The organism is Meridianimaribacter sp. CL38 (assembly GCF_004328055.1).
GTDB lineage: Bacteria > Bacteroidota > Bacteroidia > Flavobacteriales > Flavobacteriaceae > Gaetbulibacter_B > Gaetbulibacter_B jejuensis.
Window position 1 is genome coordinate 1 of the sequence record NZ_QKWS01000010.1, and the last position, 5,611, is coordinate 5,611.

A 5,611-nucleotide genomic window follows, 5' to 3' on the forward strand; every position below is an offset into this window, starting at 1 on the left:
GTACAGGTGATGCAAAAGTATCCAGAGATGGTTATCTCAGTATCGTCACATACAGACAGTAGAGGATCAGCATCATACAACATGGCCTTATCGGACAGGAGAGCAAAGACAACAGTATCTTATGTAGTCTCTAAAGGGATAGACAGATCAAGAATAACAGGATCAGGCAAAGGAGAGAGTGAGCCTAAGGAAGACTGTGGATCAGGATGTACAGAGGAACAACACCAGATGAACAGAAGGTCGGACTTCATCATCGTTAGTGGTGGACCTATGTAATATTGCTTTGAAAAATAAAGCTTAACTAATATAAAACACTAGCCTAATGAGAAAAATTACATTATTTGTTTCGTTTTTCATTATTTGCTTGTCAATGCAGTCGCAGACTTATTTGCAAGAAAATTTTGATACAGAAATACCAGCAACCTGGACAATTACAGATGGAGGAGCTGCAACAGGAGATTCTTGGGTATCTGGATTACAGGGAGGTTTTAACAGTTTAGATGGTTCAAATGGAGCTATTGTAGACAGTGATGCTAACGGAAATGGAACGTTGCTTCAAGAGACATTGACCTCACCTGTTTTTGATAGTTCAGCAGCAACAGGACTGTTTTTAGATTTCCAGCAGTACTTTAATAGTATTGGTGGAGATGCTGCTATTGTAGAAGTTTATGACGGTTCTGCATGGGTAGAAGTATTAAACCAAACAGCAGACGTAGGAACTTTTGCTACACCAGATGAACAACATATAGATATTACAGCCTATGCAAATGCTAATATGCAAATTAGGTTTTACTATGATGATGGAGATGTTTGGGCTTGGTATTGGATGATAGATAATGTACATGTTTATAATTCTACATGTAATAATCCTTCAGGTTTAGATGCATTAGTTAATGCAACAACAGTTGATTTAAGTTGGATTGAAGGAGGAACCGAAGATGCATGGGAAGTTATTAATCAAGTTGCAGGAGGACCAGTGCCAACTGAAGCCGATTCAGGAGTTTCTGTAGGGACTAACAGTTTACAAATAACAGATTTAACCGAAGGTACTGATTACGAGTTTTATGTTAGAGCAGATTGTGGTGCAGATGGGTTTAGTATCTGGGCAGGACCATTTGTTTATAGAATTAGTGGACCTGGAGAAACATGTAGTAACCCAATAATGGTAACCACTCCATTACCTTATGTAACAACAGATGACACTTCTAATTATGGAGATGATTATACTGGAGGACCTGGAGACGATTGTGGTGTAGGTTTTGGTTATTTAGGAGGAGATGATGTAGTATATTCATATACACCAGCAGTTGATACTTCAATTGATATTGAATTGTCAGGAATTGGTACGTATACAGGTATTTTTGTATATACAGATTGTGCCAACATAGGAACACAATGTGAAACAGGAGCTGTAAATGGATTTGCCGGAGGAGATATGTTAATTGATAACTTCTCTGTTACTGGAGGAACAACCTATTATATAGTAATTTCAACATGGCCATCACCTCAAAGTACTCCTTACACATTAACAATTACAGAAAACACTTGTGTAGATCCAGTGGCGACTTATGAAGTAGTTAGTGATTGTATTAATGGACCACAATTTTTTGTTGATGTAAATTTAACCGATTTAGGATCGGCAGGAACAATTACAATAAGTGATAACCAAGGTAGCACACCTCAAAATGTTGATGCCACAGGTATATATACTTTTGGACCATTTGCTAATAACACAGGAGTTGAAATTTTTGTTGTTAATGACGATGATGCCAATTGTGCTCTTTTAAGCCCAAGTTTAACCCAAGAAATTTGCTTGGATTATGTAGTAGACTGTACAGCTGGTCCAGTAAACTTTGTGTATTGTTATGAAAATAACGATACCAACGTATTTACTTTTACTAGTAGTGACGGAACACCGCTTAATTTTGTAATTAACTCAGGACAAGTAGAAAATGGTTGGGATGAATTACATATTTATGATACTGATGGAACCGAGTTAACACCACCAGATTTTTATGGAAATAATGGGGATGTTTCTGGAGTAAACTATCAATCTTTAGGAGATACAATATCATTTACAGTAACTGCTGATGGTGTATTTAGTTGTGAAACTGAAGGTTACACACCACTTGATATAACTGTTAGTTGTGCTACATGTATTAATCCGCAAGCTACGTATGCTATAGTTGATGATTGTGATAATGGAGATCAGTTTTTAATTGATGTAAATGTTACCTCTATGGGTGATGCAACATCATTAACAATATCAAACAATATAAATGCTGATACAGTTCCAGCTAATGCTGAAGGAACCTATCAAATTGGACCATTCCCTTTCTTACAAGATGTAATAGTAACAATAAGTAACGATCAAGATGGAAACTGTGTAATTAATAGTCCTGCAATACAGCAATTAGCTTGTCCACCAGACAATGACAATCCATGTAATGCTACAGTTGCTTCAGTTAATACTGATGATTCTTGTACAGTTGTAACTCCAGGAACAGTGCTAGCAGCAACAGACTCAGGTGTGCCATCTGGAACATGTGCTGGAAACCCACATGATGATGTATGGTTTGAATTTACAGCTAATAGTGAAGCACAAATTATTTCTCTCGCTAATATTACAGGAGGAACATTTAATTTAGATTTTGGTGTTTACGAAGGAACATGTGATAATTTAACTGAATTATATTGTACAACTGAAACTGCTGGAGCGGTAACAAACTTAGTTGTTGGTAATACATATTATGTAAGAGTATTTTCTTTTGATGGAGAAGATAACACAACAACGTTTGATTTATGTATAAGACCTTCCCCAGGTAATGTTTTGGTTGATCAAACAACTTATACTATAGAAGAGTTAGTGCTAGATGTTTTAATTGATAGTCCTTGTGCTCAAGTAACAAACATTACATACTCAACAGGAACAGATTATGGTGATGTAAATGGAATAGGATATTTTTACAGAGAAAGTGACGGATTCCCGTTCGAAAATGGAATCTTATTAACTACAGGAGATGCTTCTTTAGCAGCAGGACCTAATCAAAATGCAATGAGCGATGGTTTATTAGCATGGTTAGGAGACCCAGATTTAGATGCAGCTGTAGGTATACAATCTAGTAATGCTACTGTAATTGAGTTCGATTTCGTTCCTCTAGATGATGAGCTTAGTTTTGATTTCATTATGGCATCCGAAGAATATAACGGAAGTACAGGTGGAACCTTTGAATGTACGTATTCTGATGCGTTTGCATTTTTATTAACTGATGAAAATGGTGTAACAACAAACTTAGCAGTATTACCAGGAACAAATACACCGATTTTAGTAACAAACATTCATCCAGATAACCCTGGTTGTTCAGCTATAAATGAAGAGTACTTTGGAGGATATACACCAAATAACTTACCACCTACATCTTTTGATGGAAGAACTACTGTATTTACAGCATATTCAGAAGTTAACATAGGAGAAACATATCACATAAAATTGGTAATAGGAGATGATTCTAATGGTGGGTTTGATACTGCCTTAGATTCTGGAGTATTCCTTAAAGCAGGTAGTTTTGATATTGGAGAAGTAGACTTAGGTGTTGATATAACAATTGATGCTGGAACTGCAGTTTGTGATGGGCAGCCTGTTGTTTTAGATACTCAAGCTCCTCAAGTAGATCACGTTTGGTATAAAGATGGATTTTTAATTGAAGGAGCAACAACTTCTATATTAGAGGTAACTGAAGCTGGAGAATATACAACTCAAATTATTTTCTCCCCTCAATGTATCATTTCTGATACAATTGTAATCGAGTTTTTACCAAACCCTGAAGTTGAAAGTACTCCTTCCGATTTAATTGCTTGTGATGAATCAGGTTTTGGAGAGTTTTATTTATATGAAGCTGATGCTGAAGTTTTAGCTGAAGGTCAAAACCCAGATGATTTTACAATATCTTATCATTTAACTGAAGCAGATGCTATTGATAATGTAGGTGAGTTATCAAGTCCTTATACAAATGTGTCAGACCCACAAACAGTTTATGTGAGAGTGACTAACAATGCAACACAGTGTTACTCTACTACTAGTCTTAATTTAGTTGTTGAAGACCCATTATTTACATCTTTCCCAACAGATTTTGACTATGAGGTTTGCCCTAACGCAACAATACCAATAGAAATAACAGCAATTCCTGAAAACTATCAAGAATCTGAAGTAACAATTAATTGGTATCAAGATGGAGGTCTTATTGATGGTGAAAACGGATTAACTATACCAGTATTGATTGCTGGATATTATGAGATTGAAGTTATTAATAATACAACAACATGTAGTTATATAGCAGGTATTGATATCGTTGAATTAGAGAGTTGTGTAATACCAGAGGGTATTTCCCCAGGAGTAAGTCCAGGACAGAATGACACATTTGATTTAAGTAGTTATGGTGTAACACGATTAGAGATATTCAACCGTAATGGCGTATTAGTATATTCTAAAGATAACTACACAAATGAGTGGTATGGTCAGAGCAATAGTGGAGATGAGTTACCAGTAGGTACTTACTTCTATACGATGATCTATGAGAATGGAGCAAAGAAGCGTAGTGCTTGGGTATACATCAACAAATAAGACTAACCGAAATTAATCTAAGAACATGAAAAGACTCACAATACTAATACTAACGCTCGTAGGCTTTCAGGTCTTTGGGCAGCAGGATCCACAGTACACACAGTACATGTATAATATGAACGTCATTAACCCAGCTTATGCAGGCTCAAGGGAGAATCTAAGTTTTGGTTTACTGTACCGTACGCAGTGGACAGGATTAGAAGGCGCACCAAAGACAGGAACATTCTTTGGTCACCTTCCCGTAGGCGAGAAAGTAGGATTAGGGTTATCGATTATATCAGATAACATAGGTCCAGTAAACGAGACCAATGCTTATGCGGATTTCTCGTATACACTTCGATTAGGAGGCGAACACCGCTTGGCGTTTGGTGTTAAGGCAGGCGCAACGTTCCATGATATAGGACTCACAGGTCTTGATGTAGTGGATCCCAACGATCCTTTCTTCTCGGAGAACATCAACAGTGTGACACCCAACATAGGCGCAGGAGCATTCTATTATACAGACCATTACTATTTGGCAGTATCCGTGCCGAATATATTAAATTCGGTACACCTTGATGCCAATGGTTTTGAGTTAGGCTCAGAAGTTAGCCATTACTTTATAACAGGAGGATATGTGTTTGACTTATCACAAAACACCAAGTTGAAGCCATCGTTTTTGGTGAAGTCAGCCTTTGATGCACCAACCTCTTTTGATGTAAACTTAAATGCGTTGTTTTATGATAAATTCGAGATAGGAGCCTCTTATAGACTTGATGATTCATTTTCCGGGCTTATCAATTTTGCGATTACCCCATCGCTACGTATAGGTTATGCTTATGATAGTGTTACTTCAGATATAAAGAGGTATGCACCAGCATCGCATGAGTTCATGTTATTGTTTGACCTTAACTTCCCTAAGAAGGTATCACGATCACCAAGATATTTCTAACCATTCAAGCCAAACCAAAGATGAAAAACATACAAAAATATTTATTGATAACCTTGCTG

At 36.8% G+C, this 5,611-nt stretch carries 3 protein-coding genes; all 3 read left to right on the plus strand.

The features are described from left to right. Positions 1–276, plus strand: a 276-nt coding sequence (locus DMZ43_RS14775) for an OmpA family protein (protein WP_131508618.1), incomplete at its 5' end; no start/stop codon positions are given. Between the two features lie 46 nt (positions 277–322). Further along, a complete protein-coding gene (locus tag DMZ43_RS14780; RefSeq protein WP_131509086.1) occupies positions 323–4,621 on the plus strand; it encodes a choice-of-anchor L domain-containing protein in 4,299 nt (1,432 codons plus the stop codon). Positions 4,622–4,646: 25 nt separating this feature from the next. Then, positions 4,647–5,552, plus strand: coding sequence for a type IX secretion system membrane protein PorP/SprF (locus DMZ43_RS14785; RefSeq protein WP_131506506.1), 906 nt, complete (start codon positions 4,647–4,649; stop codon positions 5,550–5,552). Positions 5,553–5,611: the final 59 nt, after the last annotated feature.

Coding starts and splice junctions, on each gene's coding strand:
- DMZ43_RS14780 (WP_131509086.1), top strand. CDS start 323: ATGAGAAAAATTACATTATTTGTTTCGTTTTTCATTATTTGCTTGTCA.
- DMZ43_RS14785 (WP_131506506.1), top strand. CDS start 4,647: ATGAAAAGACTCACAATACTAATACTAACGCTCGTAGGCTTTCAGGTC.